Source organism: Streptomyces sp. NPDC006544 (assembly GCF_040611715.1).
Classification (GTDB): domain Bacteria; phylum Actinomycetota; class Actinomycetes; order Streptomycetales; family Streptomycetaceae; genus Streptomyces.
This window is the reverse complement of record NZ_JBEXOV010000204.1, coordinates 1-2,589: the sequence shown is the minus strand read 5'-3', so window position 1 is coordinate 2,589 and position 2,589 is coordinate 1. Positions and strand designations below refer to the sequence as shown.

Below are 2,589 nucleotides of genomic sequence, written 5' to 3'. Positions count from 1 at the left end.
GCCGCGGCGGCCCCGGCGGCCCGGCCGGGCACGCCGAGCCCCTGGCGGGACCGCGGCTACCTGCGCTTCGTGCTCCTGGACATACCGATGAACCTGGACGACTCGATCCTGGGCATCGGCCTGCCGCTGTGGCTGGTGGACCACACCGACGCGCCGCACGCCCTGGTCCCGGCCTTCCTCGTGATCAACACCGTGCTCGTCGTCGTGCTCCAGCTGCGCGTCTCGGCGAAGGTCGAGGAGCCCCGCCAGGCCGTGGCGGCGGTCGTCCTGTACGGGCTGACGATGCTGGCGTGCTGCGTCCTCCTGGCCGTCACCGCGGGCGCCGGGGCCTGGTCCGCGTCGGTCGTGCTCCTCGCCGCGGCGGTACTGGCCACTGCGGCGGAGCTGATGCGCTCGGTGAGCTCCTGGGAACTCGCACTCTCCCTCGCCCCCGCCGAGGCGAGGGCGTCCTACCTGGGCGTGGCGGGAATGGCCCAATCCGTCCAGAAGTCCGCCGGCCCGCTCCTCCTCACGGGCCTGGTGATGACGGCCGGCCCCGCGGGCTGGCTCACCCTCGGCGTGGCGATCGCGGCCCTGTCGACCGTCCAGCGCCGCACCGCCCTCCGCCGCCTGGACACGATGCCCGCGTCGCCCGCCCCCGCCCCCGCCCCGCCGTCGGAGTCGGAGGCGGAGACGGACCGTCCGCGCGCGCCCCAGCAGTACGGGGCGTGAGGGAGGCGGGGTGGGCCGAGGCGAGCCCCGGAGCGGGAGGGCCGGCCACCACACCCGTGCGATCGGTGTCCGTTCGTGACCTCCCGGGTCGTGCCCCGCGATCACACCCCGTTAACCTGAGCAGGTTCAAAATGATATTGGGGGGCGGCTGCGCGTGTGATCGCACGCGGCACGGCCGCATGGAGGGGAATTCAGTGAAGCTCAAGCGCATTGCCGTCGTGGCGGTGGCCGCCGTGGTCGGCCCGACGGTTCTGATGGTCACACCGGCGATGGCCGACGAGGTCAAGAACCCGGCGGTGACCGCCCCGGACGCGGCGCCGAACGACGACACGGCCCAGACGCGGGCCGGTACCGGCCAGGAGAGCCCCTGGGCGCCCACGCTCTCGTTCGCGAACGCGCCCAAGTCCGGCTTCGCCGCCGGCTCGGACTGGAGCGAGTTCACGGTCAAGGTGGACAACACCGCAGGCCCGTCGGTCGCCGGCTACTCCCTCGAACTCAGCGTGACGGGAAGCCGCCTGCGCTCCTCGTACTTCGACGTCGAGGTGTTCTACGCCGGTGCCTGGCACCAGGCGGCCCGGGCGGCACTGCCCGGCCCCGACGCCCCGGTGTACGACGCCACGCCCGGTCTCACCTACGGCGCGGACTCGGTCACCGACGTCAAGATGCGGATGCGCGCCAAGGCCGAGGCGCCCGCGGCGGACATCACCGTCGCCGTCACCGGTACGGACCACCGCGACGCCGACTCCAAGGCGGCCTCGTTCGCGTCGAAGGTCACGCACGCGCAGACCGGCGACGGCGACGGCACCACGGCCGGGGCGCCCCAGCTGTCCCTCGACGGCCTGCCGGCGAAGGGCTTCACGGCCGGGGCCGACTGGAGCGCGTTCTCCCTCCACGTGGACAACACGGGCCGCCGGGCCGTCGACGACTACAGCCTCGAAATGGTCTTGTGGACGCTCGACACCCTGGGCTTCGAGGACGGCGACGCCCAGCTGGAGGTGTACGCACCGGACGCGGCCGGGACCTGGGGCTGGCACAAGGTCGACGCGTACGGCTCGGAGGAGGCCTGGAGCTTCTCGCTCGCCGAGGTCGACATCGAGCAGAACGAGGTCTTCGACCTGAAGCTGCGGATGAAGTTCGCCAAGGACGCTCCGGCCACGCGCCTGTCCCTGGACACGACGGCCGAGGGCGGCAGCGCGCCGCGCGCCAAGCACGGCACGACCCTCACGGCCGCCGACCAGCAGGCGGAGCGCCAGGGTCCGAAGCTCGGGCTCGACGGTCTGCCCCAGGCCGGTTTCACGGCAGGCGGCGACTGGCAGCAGCTCGCCCTGCACGTCGACAACTCCGGCAAGGAGGCGATCGACAAGTACACCTTCGTGTTCTTCCTGTTCCCCGACGGCAAGAACGTGCTGAAGGCCAAGCACTTCGACATCGAGGCCTGGAACGGCACGGCGTGGGTCCCCCTCGCGAAGGACCCCCTCGGCCAGGAGCCCGGGGCGATCTTCCACTGGGCCGTCGGCAAGAACGCGAAGTTCGACATACAGCTCCGGGTCCGGGCCGCGGCCGACACCCCGGACAGCCCGATCCTCGCCATCCTTTACGGGGACAGCAACGGTTCCGCGCACCCGGTCGAATCGGACATGGTCGTGAAGCACACGTCGGTCCACGGAGCGGCCACGGGCGGCGGTTCGGGTACCGGCAGCGGCAGCGGCTCCGGCACGGGCACCGGGTCGGGCACCGGCAACAACGGCGGCAACCAGCCGGCCCCGGACGGCGGGGCCGAGCCGGTCGACATGTGAAGACGTCCTCGCGGGCTTCGTCGAGGATGAATCCGGTGTCGAGGCGGACCCGGACCGTCACGCGGAGCCGCTGCGCCCGGTA

General features: G+C 72.4%; 1 protein-coding gene and 1 pseudogene. Both read left to right on the top strand.

Going from position 1 to position 2,589, the window contains the following annotated elements; all coding sequences use genetic code 11:
* Positions 1-711 (top strand): annotated as a pseudogene (locus tag ABZY44_RS37510) (MFS transporter); the annotation flags it as partial.
* A gap of 194 nt (positions 712-905) precedes the next feature.
* Positions 906-2,507 carry a hypothetical protein gene (locus ABZY44_RS37505; protein WP_356662009.1) on the top strand — a complete coding sequence of 534 codons (1,602 nt, stop codon included), beginning with the start codon at positions 906-908 and terminating at the stop codon, positions 2,505-2,507.
* Positions 2,508-2,589: the final 82 nt, after the last annotated feature.